The following is a 13,120-nucleotide window of genomic DNA, read 5'->3' on the forward strand; positions in this document are numbered from 1 at the left end:
AAACGCCAGTTGGAAGCGGCGGTATTCACGCGGCGCTGCAATCGGGAACTGTCGAATGAGTGAAGTCAAGTCGGGAATGCTTAGAACCGCCGCCCGGATCGCCGGTGTGTTCTTGATGATCACTGCGACAGGTTCCCTGCTGGCATCGTGCCAGTCGGACCCCGATATCGACATCACCAAGCTCGCCGCCGAAAGCGAGCCGGCGGAAGTGCTGTACAATCAGGGCCTTGCCAACATCAAGGCCGGCAACATGGCCGAGGCCGGGCGCAAGTTCGACGCCGTCGACCGCCAGCATCCCTTCTCGGAATGGTCGCAGAAGGCGCTGGTGATGAGCACCTTCGTCAAGTACCGGCTCGGGCGCTATACGGAAGCGACCGCGACCGGCAAGCGCTACCTTGGCCTCTACCCGCGCGCAGACGACTCGGCCTATGTGCAGTACCTCGTCGGCCTTTCCTACTGGAAGCAGATCAGCAACGTGACGCAGGACCAGAAGGCATCGAACCAGACGATCGAAGCCATGCAGAAGGTGGTCGACGAGTATCCGGACTCCGAATATGTCGACGACGCGCAGGCGAAGATCCGGTTCGCGCGCGACCAGCTCGCTGGCAAGGAAATGCAGATCGGCCGCTACTACCTGGAGCGCAAGGAATATCTGGCGGCGATCTCGCGCTTCCGCGTCGTCGTCGAGAAGTATCCGACGACGAACCAGGTCGAGGAGGCGCTCGCCCGTCTCGTGGAATCCTACTACGCCCTCGGCGTCGTCGAGGAAGCGCAGACCGCCGCGGCCGTTCTCGGGCACAACTACCCCGACAGCCAGTGGTATGCCGACTCCTACAAACTCCTGAAGACCGGTGGTCTGGAACCGCGTGAGAATGCCGGCTCCTGGATTTCCCGTGCCGGCAAGAAGCTCCTGCTCGGGAGCTGATCGTCAGTCTCAACCAGGCGAGATCTGAAAGCCCATGCTGGTCCAGCTATCGATCCGCGATATCGTTCTGATCGAGCGGCTCGACCTTGCCTTCGAGGCGGGGCTCTCGGTGCTGACCGGGGAGACGGGCGCCGGCAAGTCGATCCTGCTCGACAGCCTGTCGCTGGCGCTCGGCGGGCGCGGCGACGGCTCTCTCGTCCGCCACGGTGAGGACAAGGGCCAGGTGACGGCCGTGTTCGACGTGGCCGACGCCCATCCGGTCCGCCTGCTGCTGCGGGAGAACAGCGTCGACGAGGATGGCGATCTCATCTTCCGGCGGGTGCAATCGGCGGACGGCCGCACCCGCGCCTTCGTCAATGACCAGCCGGTGAGCGTGCAGCTGATGCGCCAGGCAGGCCAGTTGCTCGTCGAGATCCACGGCCAGCACGACGATCGTGCACTCGTCGACACCGACGCGCACCGTACCCTTCTCGATGCCTTCGCCGGACTGACGGAGGAGGTGGAGGAGCTTTCCGATGCCTATCGCCGCTGGAAGGATGCCGACCGGCAATTGAAGGCGCACCGTGCACGGGTCGAGGCAGCAGCCCGCGAGGCGGAATATCTTCGCGCCTCCGTCGAGGAACTGGAGATCCTCTCGCCGCGCGACGGCGAGGAGGACGAACTCGCGGACCGTCGCTCGCAGATGCAGAAGGCGGAGCGCATCGCCGGCGACATCGCCGAGGCGTCCGAGTTTCTCAACGGCAACAGTTCCCCCGTGCCGATGATCGCGTCGCTGATGCGGCGCCTGGAGCGCAAGAGCCACGAGGCGCCCGGCCTTCTCGAAGACACCGTGCAGCTTCTCGACGCGGCGCTCGACACCCTCTCCAACGCCCAGATGGAAGTCGAGGCGGCCCTGCGCCGGACCGAATTCGACCCCCGCGAACTGGAGCGGGTGGAGGAGCGTCTGTTTGCGCTGAGGGCGGCCGGGCGCAAGTATTCCGTGCCTGTCACCGAGCTTCCGGCGCTCGCCGAGCGGATGGTCGCCGAGCTCGCGGACCTCGACGCCGGCGAGGAGCGGCTCGGGCAGATGGAGGCCGCGGTCGCCGAGGCCAAGGCCGCCTACGACCACCGGGCTGCCGCACTTTCCTCCAAGCGGGCGAATGCGGCGACGGCGCTTTCCGAGGCCGTGATGGCGGAACTGCCGGCCCTGAAACTCGAGCGCGCCCGCTTCATGGTCGAGGTGAAGTCCGATCCGGAGGCCGCCACGGCCGAAGGCATCGACATCGTGGAATTCCACGTCCAGACCAATCCGGGCACCCGGCCGGGACCGATCATGAAGGTCGCCTCGGGCGGCGAACTCTCGCGCTTCCTGCTGGCGCTCAAGGTGGCGCTCGCCGACCGCGGCTCCGCGCCGACGCTCGTCTTCGACGAGATCGACACCGGCGTCGGCGGTGCCGTGGCGGATGCGATCGGCCAGCGGCTGAAGCGGCTCTCCTCCACGGTACAGGTGCTGTCCGTCACCCATGCACCGCAGGTCGCGGCGCGCGCTGCAACGCATCTCTTGATCTCCAAGGGGCCGGTCGGCGACGCCGGCGACAAGATCGCGACCAGGGTCGCGACCATGGAACCGGAGCACCGTCGCGAAGAGATCGCACGCATGCTCGCCGGTGCCTCGGTGACCGACGAGGCGCGGGCGGCGGCGGCACGGCTTCTCGCCGGCGAAAACTGACGACGAACCGCTTTCGCGGCACGCGGCGATTGCATTCCGGCTACAAACCTGTTTCCCTCCGCTTCGATGTTCGAGACGCTGCAAAGCTACTGGCCGGAGGTCCTTGCCGTCCTGTCGATCGGGATGGGCACGATCGCGGCCGTTCATGCGGCGATGACCAAGCGCGAGGTGCGCTCGGCGATCGGCTGGGTCGGCATCATCATCCTTTCCCCGATCGTCGGTGCGCTGATCTATGCGGTCGTCGGCGTCAACAGGATTCGCCGCAAGTCCATCCTGCAGCGGCGGCCGCATCGCCACGAGGCGATCCGCCGCGTTCTGTCGCAGTTCAGCCTGCCGGCCGGCGAGGTCGAGCGGCAGTTCGGCCGGCCGATGGCCGCGTTGAAGGTTCTCGGCGATCGCGTCACCGGCTACTCGCTCTCCTCCGGCAACAGCCTTTCGATCCTTTCCTCCGGCGACGAGACCTATGATGCCATGGCCGCGGCGATCGAGGGCGCCCGGCGCTCGATCATCGTCGAAACCTACATTTTCGACCGCGATGCGGCGGGACTGAGGATCGCCGATTGCCTGATCGCTGCCCACAGGCGCGGCGTCGAGGTGCGGGTGCTGGTCGATGCCGTCGGCGCCCGCTACAGCACGCCGAGCATCCTGAGCTACCTGAAGGACGCCGGCGTCGCGACTGCCGCCTTCAACGGCAAGGTCATCCTGGGGCTCCGCCTGCCTTATGCCAATCTTCGCACGCACCGGAAGATCATGGTGGTCGACGGCGCGGTCGCCTTCGCCGGGGGCATGAATATCCGCGAAGGGTTCATGGGCAAGGACGGCGCCCGCGACACCCATTTCCGGCTGACCGGGCCGGCCGTCGCCGACCTGCTGGCGGTGGCGGCGGAAGACTGGATCTTCGAGACGGGCGAGGAGCTGAAGAGCGATGTCTGGAACGTCTCGGTCGGCGACGCCGGGCCGGGAACGCCGTCCTTCGTGCGCGTGATCGCCTCCGGCCCCGACACCAATCTCGAATGCAATCACAAGGTCCTGATGGGCGCGTTTTCGGTTGCGGAGCGATCGATCCGCATCGTCTCGCCCTATTTCCTTCCCGACAACATCCTGCTCGGCGCGCTGGCGACCGCCGCAAGGCGCGGCGTGGCGGTCGACATCGTTGTCCCCTCGCAGAACAACCTCGCCATCGTCAGCCGCGCCATGATGGCCCAGTTCGACCAGATCCTGAAGGACGGTTGCCGGATCTGGAGCGCAAAGGGTCCGTTCGACCATTCCAAGCTGATGACCATCGACGGGCAATGGAGCTTCATCGGGTCCTCGAACCTCGATTCCCGTTCGCTGCGGCTCAATTTCGAGGTCGACCTCGAAGTCTACGATCCGCATTTCGCCGAACGCATCGACGCGAGAATCGCCGCCTCCCGCGAAGGGGCGGAGGAGATCACGCTCGAGGCACTTCGCCACCGACCTTTCATCCTGAGGCTTTTTGACCGTGTCCTCTGGCTCGGTTCGCCCTATCTTTGAGAAGGTCGATGTTTGTCTTGGGAAAAAGCAGTTTAGGCATGAGAAGAAAGACCGGAAACATCGCGAAGACGATGATCAGCTCGATCCGGAACCGGCACGACCGGCCGGCGGCGCACACGCCGCATCACCGCACCGAAGAGAGCATGGTCGTCGCCTCCTACAATGTCCACAAATGCGTCGGCACCGACGGACGGTTCGACCCGGAACGGGTAATGGAAGTGATCCGCGAGATGGATCCGGACGTCATTGCGCTGCAGGAGGCGGACGAGCGATTCGGTGAGCGGTCGGGGCTCCTCGACTTGCCGCGGCTCAGGCTGGATCTGGGGCTCACGCACATCCCCGTCCTGCACAAGCCGAAGTCCCACGGCTGGCGCGGCAACGTGCTGCTCTTCAAGGAAGGGGCGGTCAAGGACGTTCACCAGGTCGCGCTGCCGGGGCTCGAACCGCGCGGTGCCGTCGTCGCGGAAATCGATCTCCACCGCGGTCTCGGGCTTCGCGTCATCGCCGCCCATCTCGGGCTCTTGCGCTGGGCGCGGCGCCAGCAGGCGGACGTGATCGTCGACATCATGACGGAGCGGGAGGAAAAGCCGACGGTGCTGATGGGCGATTTCAACGAGTGGCGCCTCGGCGAGGGTTCCTCGCTCATGCGGTTCGAAAAGGTCTTCGGCCCGCTTCCGCCGCCGGTGCCGAGCTATCCGGCGCGTCTGCCGGTGCTTGCCCTCGACCGCATCATGGCCAACCGGTCGGGGCTGGTCGCCGATGTCGTCGTGCACGACTCGCCGCTTGCCCGCGAGGCCTCCGATCACCTGCCGATCACCGCCCGGATCGACATTTCGAAAGCGGTTGTCGACTGAGCGGAGGTGTCTTTTCATTCGCGAGAATTCGGCTAATACCGGCAGGTCCCATTCTGGAGAGCGGCGATGGCGAATGACACGATTGCAGTCGAGGATCTGACCGAGGAGCAGGCAGCCGCCGAGCTCGCACGGCTCGCAAAAGAGATCGCCCATCACGACGCGCTCTATCACGGCAAGGACCGGCCGGAGATTTCCGACGCCGCCTATGACGCGCTGAAACTGCGCAACGACGCGATCGAGGCGCGGTTCCCCGTACTCGTCCGCGAGGACAGCCCGTCGCGGCGTGTCGGGGCGGCGCCCGCCGGCGCCTTCGCGCAGGTCGTCCATGCCCGGCCGATGCTCTCGCTCGACAACGTGTTCACCGACGAGGACGTCGCCGACTTCGTCGCCTCGGTCTACCGGTTCCTCGGCCGCCTGCCGGACAATTCGATCGCCTTTACCGCCGAGCCGAAGATCGACGGCCTCTCGATGTCGATCCGCTACGAAAACCGCCGGCTGGTGACGGCCGCGACCCGCGGCGACGGCACGACCGGGGAGAACGTCACGGCGAACATCCTGACCATCCGCGAAATCCCGCGCGAGCTGCCGGCCGGTGCGCCGGACGTCGTGGAGGTCCGCGGCGAGGTCTACATGGCGAAGAGCGACTTCTTTTCGCTCAACGCGCAGATGGAAGCCGAGGGCAAGCAGACCTACGTCAATCCGCGCAACACCGCCTCCGGTTCGCTGCGGCAGCTCGATCCCAAGGTGACGGCAAGCCGCAAGCTGAAGTTCTTCGCCTACGCCTGGGGCGAGATGACCAATATACCGGCGGATACCCAGATGGGGATCGTCGAGACGTTCCGCGAATGGGGTTTTCCGGTCAACCCGCTGATGAAGCGCCTGCATTCGATCGAGGAAATTCTCGCGCACTACAGAGAAATCGGCCTGATGCGCGCGGATCTCGACTACGACATCGACGGCGTCGTCTACAAGGTCGACCGCCTCGACCTGCAGGAGCGCCTCGGCTACCGTTCAAGGAGCCCGCGCTGGGCGACCGCGCACAAGTTCCCGGCCGAGCAGGCGCTGACCAGACTTCTCGACATCGACATCCAGGTCGGCCGCACCGGCGCACTGACCCCCGTCGCGCGGCTCGAGCCGATCACCGTCGGCGGCGTCGTCGTCACCAATGCCACGCTCCACAACGAGGACTACATCAAGGGCATCGGCAATTCCGGTGAACCGATCCGGGAAGGCCGCGACATCCGCATCGGCGACACGGTGATCGTGCAGCGGGCGGGCGACGTCATCCCGCAGATCGTCGACGTGGTTCTCGACCGGCGGCCCGATGATGCCGTACCTTACGAGTTTCCGCGGACCTGCCCGGTGTGCGGCAGCCATGCCGTGCGCGAGGTCAACGAGAAGACCGGCCGGATGGATTCCGTCCGTCGCTGCACCGGTGGTTTCGTCTGCAGCGCGCAGGCAAAGGAGCATCTGAAGCACTTCGTTTCCCGAAACGCCTTCGACATCGAGGGGCTCGGCACCAAGCAGGTCGATTTCTTCTTCGATTGCGGCGACCCGTCGCTCGAGATCAAGACCGCGCCGGATATCTTCACGCTCGAGCGGCGGCAGCAGGCGGCGCTGAACAAGCTGGAGAATCGCGACGGCTGGGGGCGCACGAGCGTCACCAAGCTCTTCGAGGCGATCAACAGCCGGCGCGAGATCGCGCTCCACCGGCTGATCTTCGCGCTCGGCATCCGCCATGTCGGCGAGACGACGGCCAAGCTGCTGGCACGCTCCTACGGCACCTACGACGCGTTCCAGCGTGCGATGCAGGAGGCGGCACCGATGCACGGCGACGCCTGGAACGAGCTCAACGCCGTCGAAGGCATCGGCGAGGTGGTCGCGACCTCGATCGTCGAGTTCTTCAAGGAACCGCGCAATGTGGAAGTCGTCTCGCGGCTGCTTCAGGAGGTGACGCCGCTTGCCGCCGAACTGCCGGTCGCAACCGGAAGCCCGGTCGCCGGCAAGACCGTCGTCTTCACCGGCTCGCTTGAGAAATTCACGCGTGACGAGGCGAAGGCGAGGGCGGAAAGCCTCGGCGCCAAGGTCGCCGGCTCGGTGTCGAAGAAAACCGACTATGTCGTCGCCGGTCCCGGAGCCGGCTCGAAACTCGACAAAGCGCGCGAGCTCGGCGTCGCGGTGATGGACGAGGACGAGTGGCTGGCCCTGATCGGCGGCTGACGGACACGGGTTTTCTGCGAACGGGTCGCGTCTTGCTGGCCCCGTCGTCGCTTCTGGTGTATAGGCCTGCCAGATTGCGCGCCAGGGCGCGCCCGAGAAGGTTGATCCATCCGATGACAGCAATTGCCAGACGTTCCGAACTCCTGATGCCCGCCGGCTCGCTCGAGCGGTTGAAGGTGGCCGTGCTCTACGGAGCGGACGCCGTCTACATGGGCACGCCCGACATGTCGCTCCGGACCAAGTCGCAGCTTTCGCTGGACGACGTGAAGGAGGGCATTCGCTTCGCCCATGAGCACGGCGTGCGCGTCTACCTGACGCTCAACCTCTTCACCCATAACAAGGATGTGCCGAAGGTCGCCGACTACGTCGCGATCTTGAAGGATGTGCAGCCCGACGGCGTCATCGTCGCCGATCCCGGTGTCTTCCATTACCTGCGCAAGCACGCACCGGAGCTGAAGCTGCATGTCTCGACGCAGGCCAATGTCTGTTCGTGGCTGACAGTCGATGCGTGGAAGGAGCAGGGCGCCGAACTGGTGGTGCTCGCCCGCGAGGTGACGTTCTCGGAGCTCACCGAGATCCGCGAGAAATGCCCCGACGTGCGGCTCGAAACCTTCGTCCACGGCGCCATGTGCATGACCTATTCCGGGCGATGCCTGCTCTCCAATTTCATGGCCGAGCGCGGCGCCAATCAGGGCAACTGCGCCAATTCCTGCCGCTGGCAGTACAAGGTGCATCTGAGGCTCCGCGACGGTACGATCAAGGAGCTCGAAATCAACGAGCACAACGAGGGCCTCTTCGAGTTTGTGCTGGAGGAAGGCGCTCGTCCCGGCGAGCTGATGCCGATCGAGGAGGATTCGCGCGGCTCCTATATCCTGAACTCCAAGGATATGTGCCTGATGCCGAAGCTCGACGACTACCTGAAGCTCGGCATCGACAGCCTGAAGGTCGAAGGCCGCAACAAGTCGCCCTATTACGTGGCGACGGTCGCGCGCACTTATCGCCGGGCGATCGACGACTACTATGCCGATCCGGAAAACTGGTCGCCGGAACCCTATATGCGCGAACTGGAGACCGTCGGCAGCCGCGGCTTCACCATCGCGTTCCACGAGGGGCGGCTGCAAAACTACGCGCACAACTACGAGAACACCAAGACCTTCGGCACCTGGGAGTTCGCCGGCATCATCCAGGAGGTCCGCGAGGACGGCTTCGTCGTCTCGGTGAAGAACAAGCTCGAAGCCGGCGACGTGCTGGAACTCATCCCGCCGAAGGCGACGGACGAGACCGTCTTCCTGCGGCTCTATGACTTCCGCCATGCCGATGCGCCGGACGTCGCGCTCGAAACGGTCAATGCCGGGCCGCAGCGGCCGATCCTCGTTCCGTTCACCGCCTTCGACCGCGAGAAGGTCGAGGACCTGATCGCCAAGTTCCCGCCCTTCACCATCATCCGCAAGGAAGCGCCGCTCACCGAGGAAGAATGGCAGCGGCTGCGCGTCGACAAGGTGGCGCAGAAGATCGAACTCGGCCAGACGGTCTACGAGGGCGCCTACCGCAACGGTGTGAAGAAGCTGCAGGAGGCGATTTCCGAGGACGTGATGGAGAAGCGCTCGAAGACCTCACGCAAGGGCGCGGAAGGTTGCTGCGGGCGCGGCTGCAACGGGTGTCTGATGTTCTGGAACGACCCGGAATACGCCAGGGCCCGCGAACTCCTGGCGAAGAAGAAGCACGGCGAGATGCTGGAGCGGGACATGCGCGAGGTCGCTCCGGCAGCGGAGTGAGGGCGGCGGGGCGGTGGCGTGACGCCGGCGCTTGCTTTGGACGACTTCAGCCAGCCTGTGCGGACGGTTCCGTCGCCGGCGGGTTTGCTGTCGCCAGTGCGGCGAGTTCGCCTTCGTCGACGATCCGGTTGCGGCCCGAACCCTTGGCGAGATAGAGCGCCCGGTCCGCGGCGGAGTAGGCGGCCGCGTAGTCGCGCCCGGTCGCGATCATCGCAAGGCCGCCGGAGACGCTGACGCGGATCGTCTGGCCTCCTGCGAAGATCACTCGCGCTTCGATCGCGCACCGCGCCCGGTCGGCGGCCAGCCGGGCGTCCTGCATCGCCATGTCGCGGAAGAGCACGGCGAACTCCTCGCCGCCGATGCGGGCGACGAGGTGATGATCGCCGGCAAGCCTGGCGAGCTCATGAGCAACGGCCACGATGACGTCGTCGCCGGCCAGATGGCCGTAGCGGTCGTTGATCTGCTTGAAGCGGTCGATATCGAGCAGCAGGAGGACGCCGCGCTCATCCGCCGTGAGCTCCTCGGTGAAGGCGCGCCGGTTCGGAAGCCCGGACAGCATGTCGGTGCGGCTCTGGCGGAGATATTCGAGCCGGGCATCTGCGAGCGCGGTGATCGAACGTCCGACGACGGTGGTTGCCAGTACGCCGAGCACCAGAGTGAGCGGGACGCCCATGACGGTGCCGATGACGATGCCTTGCCAGACAGAGTACGGTAGCAGGCCGAGCGCGTGGAAGAGGAGGTGGAGGAATACGATCATCACCCAGGCGACAAGGGCCATGCGGGCAGAGAGGTGCAGCGCGTATCGCAGCACGATCGCGCGGTCGTTGAAGTCGGTCAGGCTGATGTTCGGTGTCAGCCAGTGCTCCAATAAATTCATCAACATACGCGCTCTTGTGGATGTATTATCTTAGGAATGGCCATGCCGGAGGCTGCACTTTGCTCGGCTATCCGGAGGTGTCTGCAAGGAAATAGCGCGCCATCCCTTAACGCCGTCTTCCGCGACGTCCTTCCGGCGGCGGTCTCTGCGGTCATGCCTAAGGCGCGGTAAATACAGCCTCCGGCAGTGCGTGCACTGCCGGACGACGAGAACCGTGCGGAGAGCCGGGAGCCGTCAGCCTTTCGGCTTGCCCTTCTTCGGGCCGCCGTTGCCGGCTCCGCCGAACTTGCCTTTCGGCTTTCCTGCGAAGTCCTTCTTGCCGGCAAAATCCTTCTTGCCGGCAAAGGTTTTCCCGTCGCCCTTCGGTCGGTCGCTCCGGCGATCATCGGAGGCCCGGTCCCGGTCGGACCATTCGGGTTTCGCCTTCTTGGCGTAAGGCTTCTGCGCGGGGCGGTCGTTGCGGTCGTCGAAGCGTTTCGGCCGTGCCGGAGCATCGGCCCAGACCTCGGCATCCACCGCCGAGAGGTCGTCACGGCGCGGCCGGCGACCGGTCTCCTCGGTCTTTTTGGCGTAGGATCGCTTTTCGCCACGGGGTGCGAATTCCTCCCGTTCGCGCGGCGGCCGCGGGGCTCTCTCTTTGGGCGGCGCGGAGAAATCCGGCGTGCCGGGAAGCTGCCGGACGGTAATCCCGCGTTCCAGAGCGCCGCCCGTTCCGATCGCCTGCAGGAACGTGTCGAGGCCGTCCTGTGCGATCTCGACGAAGGTTTCTTCCGGCTGCATCTTGATTGCGCCGATCTCGTTCTTGGTGATCTTGCCGTTGCGGCAGAGCATCGGGATCAGCCAGCGCGGCTCGGCATTCTGCCGCCGGCCGACCGAGAGCGAGAACCAGACGCTCGGGCCGAAATCGCCGCGTGGCTTGGTGGCGGCGCTCGACGGGTTGGCGTAGTCGGGCTCGCGGCGCTGCTTGCTCGCTTCGAGATTGACGGGAATGAGATCTTCCGGTGCGGAACGGCCGGCACGATAGGTGCGGAGGAAGGCGGCGGCGACCTTCTCCGCCCCGTGGGTCGCCAGAAGGTCCGCGATCGTCGACTGTTCGTCCTCGGCCACGGCGTCGGCGAAGGCTTGGTCGGCAAGAATGCGCTCGCCGTCTCGGGCGAGGACGTCGTCGGCGGACGGCGGGTTCGCCCAGACCGGCGTGATCCGTGCGCCCTGCAGCAAGCGCTCGGCCTTGCGGCGCTGGTTCACCGGGACGATCAGTGCGGAAATGCCCTTGTTGCCGGCGCGGCCGGTGCGGCCCGAGCGGTGCAGCAGCGTCTCGGAATTGGTCGGCAGGTCGGCGTGGATGACGAGCTCGAGGCCCGGCAGGTCGATGCCACGGGCGGCGACGTCGGTCGCGATGCAGACGCGGGCGCGGCCGTCGCGCATCGCCTGCAGCGCATGGGTGCGTTCGTTCTGGCTCAACTCACCGGAAAGGGCGACGACCGAGAAACCGCGATTGTGGAGCCGTGCCGTCAGGTGGTTCACCGCCGCGCGGGTCGAACAGAAGACGATGGTGTTGCGCGCCTCGTAGTAGCGCAGCACGTTGATGATGGCGTTCTCGCGGTCGGATGGAGTGACGGCGAGCGCCCGATATTCGATGTCGACATGCTGCTTCTGCTCGGAGGTCGTCGCGATGCGGCGGGCATCGCGCTGGTAGCTGCGGGCGAGATCGGCGATCGAACGCGGCACGGTCGCGGAGAACATCAGCGTCCGGCGGTCGTCCGGCGAGGCTTCGAGGATGAATTCGAGATCCTCGCGAAAGCCGAGATCCAGCATCTCGTCCGCCTCGTCGAGGACGACGGCGCGCAGCGCCGACAGATCGAGCGCACCGCGGGTGAGGTGGTCGCGCAGGCGGCCCGGCGTGCCGACGACGATGTGGGCGCCGCGTTCGAGCGCGCGGCGCTCGTTGCGGATGTCCATGCCACCGACGCAGGAGGCGATCGTCGCGCCGGTGAATTCGTAGAGCCATTCGAGCTCGCGCTTCACCTGCATGGCGAGTTCGCGCGTCGGGGCGATGGCGAGCGCCAGCGGTGCCCCGGCGCGACCGAAGCGGCTTTCGCCGGCCAAAAGCGTCGACGCGAGCGCAAGCCCGAAGGCGACGGTCTTGCCAGAGCCGGTCTGGGCGGAGACGAGCGCGTCCCGTCCCTCGAGCTCGGGGTCGAGCATTGCCTGCTGCACGGGGGTGAGCGTCTCGTAGCCGCGCTTGCGCAAGGCCTCGGCGATCGCCGGAACGATGCCGTCAAAATCAGTCATGGAAATCGTCTTTCGAAATCAGGAGTGTCTGCGGTCCGATGTGCCGCGCCCGCCGCTTGCGGGCATGTTTGGGCCGTTCCTACCCGTGTTGCCCGCGAAAGTCGAGGGGGAAGGGCGGAAAAGGCAGCGGAGGGAGGGCTTTCATGGTCGGAGACCGCAGGATTGTTGTGTGCAGGCCGTCCGGAGGAGTATTCCGGCATTTGTCCGTCCGACGCCTTCGGCTATGACGGATGAGGACCACTGGAAAGGCCGCAGACTTTGAGAGCCATCGCCATTGACTTCGAGACCGCGAGCGAAGCACGCGCCAGCGCCTGTTCGATCGGGCTTGCCTGGATCGAGGACGGTGCGGTCGTGCGCGTCGAGGAGCGGCTGATCCGTCCGCCGGGCATGCGCTTTTCGTCGTTCAACATCGCGATCCACGGCATTCGTCCGGAGGACGTGGCCGACCAGCCGGAATTCCCCGACGTGATGGCGGAGTTCTTCGGCGACTTCCACGGTGCGGCTATGATCGCGCACAACGCGTCCTTCGACTTTTCGGTGCTGCGGGCGAGCCTCGATTTCTATGGCCTCGCCTATCCGGAACTCTCCTACTACTGCAGCGTCAAGCTTGCGCAGCGCCACTGGCCGGACCTGCCCTCCCATCGGCTGAACAGCCTCGCCGACCATCTCGGGCTTTCCTTCTCCCATCACAACGCCGCTGAGGATGCGCGTGTCTGCGCGCTCGCGACGCTCGCGATGGCCGAGGAGGCCGGTGTCGGCGGGATCGGCGCGCTCGCCGAGCGGACCGGCGTCAATCCGGGGCGGCTGCACAGGGGCGGCTACGAGGCGTGCTCCTTTGCCAAGCGGGCGCGGAAGGCGCCGGCCCTGCAGGAATAGGGTTTGCGCTCCTCGGCAGGCGCGGCGCTTGTCGCAGGCGGGGTCCGACGCCACATAAGATCCGAGTACAGCACAGGA

Annotated in this window: 9 protein-coding genes; 7 read left to right on the top strand and 2 right to left on the bottom strand. The window is 65.8% G+C overall.

The window, feature by feature from the left end:
• Positions 1-76: 76 nt before the first annotated feature.
• From EUU22_RS13655 to EUU22_RS13680, 6 genes are all read left to right on the top strand, one after another.
• The gene (locus EUU22_RS13655; RefSeq protein ID WP_129332848.1) at positions 77-925 is read left to right on the top strand and encodes an outer membrane protein assembly factor BamD; all 849 of its coding nucleotides are present in this window, start codon (positions 77-79) and stop codon (positions 923-925) included.
• A 34-nt stretch (positions 926-959) separates the two neighbouring features.
• Positions 960-2,633 (top strand): DNA repair protein RecN, encoded by a 1,674-nt coding sequence (recN, locus tag EUU22_RS13660; RefSeq protein WP_129332525.1) that lies wholly within the window; start codon positions 960-962, stop codon positions 2,631-2,633.
• A gap of 66 nt (positions 2,634-2,699) precedes the next feature.
• Positions 2,700-4,148, top strand: coding sequence for a cardiolipin synthase (gene cls / locus EUU22_RS13665; protein WP_129332526.1), 1,449 nt, complete (start codon positions 2,700-2,702; stop codon positions 4,146-4,148).
• A 38-nt stretch (positions 4,149-4,186) separates the two neighbouring features.
• Positions 4,187-5,002 (top strand): endonuclease/exonuclease/phosphatase family protein, encoded by an 816-nt coding sequence (locus tag EUU22_RS13670; RefSeq protein WP_129332527.1) that lies wholly within the window; start codon positions 4,187-4,189, stop codon positions 5,000-5,002.
• Between the two features lie 66 nt (positions 5,003-5,068).
• Positions 5,069-7,222, top strand: coding sequence for an NAD-dependent DNA ligase LigA (gene ligA, locus EUU22_RS13675; RefSeq protein WP_129332528.1), 2,154 nt, complete (start codon positions 5,069-5,071; stop codon positions 7,220-7,222).
• Between the two features lie 113 nt (positions 7,223-7,335).
• Positions 7,336-8,997 carry a U32 family peptidase gene (locus tag EUU22_RS13680; RefSeq protein WP_129332529.1) on the top strand — a complete coding sequence of 554 codons (1,662 nt, stop codon included), beginning with the start codon at positions 7,336-7,338 and terminating at the stop codon, positions 8,995-8,997.
• Positions 8,998-9,043: 46 nt separating this feature from the next.
• On the opposite strand, the gene EUU22_RS13685 is transcribed toward EUU22_RS13680, so the two are convergent.
• A complete protein-coding gene (locus EUU22_RS13685) occupies positions 9,044-9,874 on the bottom strand; it encodes a GGDEF domain-containing protein (protein ID WP_165351165.1) in 831 nt (276 codons plus the stop codon).
• Between the two features lie 234 nt (positions 9,875-10,108).
• Positions 10,109-12,166, bottom strand: coding sequence for a DEAD/DEAH box helicase (locus tag EUU22_RS13690; protein ID WP_129332531.1), 2,058 nt, complete (start codon positions 12,164-12,166; stop codon positions 10,109-10,111).
• Positions 12,167-12,424: 258 nt separating this feature from the next.
• Here EUU22_RS13690 and EUU22_RS13695 point away from each other — a divergent pair, with 258 nt between their 5' ends.
• Positions 12,425-13,042 carry a 3'-5' exonuclease gene (locus tag EUU22_RS13695; protein ID WP_129332532.1) on the top strand — a complete coding sequence of 206 codons (618 nt, stop codon included), beginning with the start codon at positions 12,425-12,427 and terminating at the stop codon, positions 13,040-13,042.
• Positions 13,043-13,120 lie beyond the last annotated feature (78 nt).

Origin of the sequence: Ciceribacter ferrooxidans (genome assembly GCF_004137355.1) — a bacterium.
Classification (GTDB): domain Bacteria; phylum Pseudomonadota; class Alphaproteobacteria; order Rhizobiales; family Rhizobiaceae; genus Allorhizobium; species Allorhizobium ferrooxidans.

Coding starts and splice junctions, on each gene's coding strand:
- EUU22_RS13670 (WP_129332527.1), top strand. CDS start 4,187: ATGAGAAGAAAGACCGGAAACATCGCGAAGACGATGATCAGCTCGATC.
- recN (WP_129332525.1), top strand. CDS start 960: ATGCTGGTCCAGCTATCGATCCGCGATATCGTTCTGATCGAGCGGCTC.
- EUU22_RS13680 (WP_129332529.1), top strand. CDS start 7,336: ATGACAGCAATTGCCAGACGTTCCGAACTCCTGATGCCCGCCGGCTCG.
- cls (WP_129332526.1), top strand. CDS start 2,700: ATGTTCGAGACGCTGCAAAGCTACTGGCCGGAGGTCCTTGCCGTCCTG.
- EUU22_RS13685 (WP_165351165.1), bottom strand. CDS start 9,874: ATGAATTTATTGGAGCACTGGCTGACACCGAACATCAGCCTGACCGAC.
- EUU22_RS13655 (WP_129332848.1), top strand. CDS start 77: ATGCTTAGAACCGCCGCCCGGATCGCCGGTGTGTTCTTGATGATCACT.
- ligA (WP_129332528.1), top strand. CDS start 5,069: ATGGCGAATGACACGATTGCAGTCGAGGATCTGACCGAGGAGCAGGCA.
- EUU22_RS13690 (WP_129332531.1), bottom strand. CDS start 12,166: ATGACTGATTTTGACGGCATCGTTCCGGCGATCGCCGAGGCCTTGCGC.